The sequence below is a fragment of the Streptomyces kebangsaanensis genome (assembly GCF_001906585.1).
GTDB lineage: Bacteria > Actinomycetota > Actinomycetes > Streptomycetales > Streptomycetaceae > Streptomyces > Streptomyces kebangsaanensis.
Map to the genome: position 1 here is coordinate 21,408 of NZ_JUJA01000033.1, position 583 is coordinate 21,990.

Sequence of the window (583 nt, forward strand, 5' to 3'; positions counted from 1 at the left end):
ATCGTGTTTAGGTGCCTGCTGTGACTCCCTTATTGACACCGACCAGAACGGGGGATGTGACCGCATGGCCGCAGGAGGTTTCTGCAAGCTGCCGAACGGCACCGTGGTGGTGGCGCTGAACCTGCCCACCCCCGCCCCCGACGGCGTCGGCGGCGTCCGCGTACTCGTCCACGCCCGCAACCGCGCCCGCGCCCTGACCCGCCTGCGCAACCTGGGCCTGCGCGCGGTCTACCTGCGCGGCAACGCGGCCCCGCCCACCCCGGACGAGGTCACCGCGGTCCTCCACCACCCCGACGGCCTGATATGGCGCACGTCCCCCGACAACGCTGTCGACGCCCTGGAACTGTGGCACCCGATCAGGACCCTGCTGCGCCGCGAGACGGCGACACGCACATGACGCCTGACGCCGGCGCGTGCGCCTGCGGCGTTGCGGGCCCGGCGGGGGCGCCCGCCCGGCCGGGGCACGGGTTCGTCAGGGGGCGCCTGCCCAGCGGGGTGCGTGTCCGGAGGGCGGCGCGGGCGCCGGTGGCCGCGCCTGCGTGGCGGTGCGGGCGCCGGTGCCGCGGGGACGGCGTCGGCGGGG

At 76.0% G+C, this 583-nt stretch carries 1 protein-coding gene; it reads left to right on the forward strand.

Features of this window, described 5'->3' with window-relative positions; genetic code table 11:
* The first annotated feature begins 64 nt into the window (after window positions 1–64).
* Window positions 65–397: a hypothetical protein gene (locus tag RH94_RS03355; RefSeq protein ID WP_073946164.1), complete on the forward strand. Its 333-nt coding sequence runs from the start codon at window positions 65–67 to the stop codon at window positions 395–397.
* Window positions 398–583 lie beyond the last annotated feature (186 nt).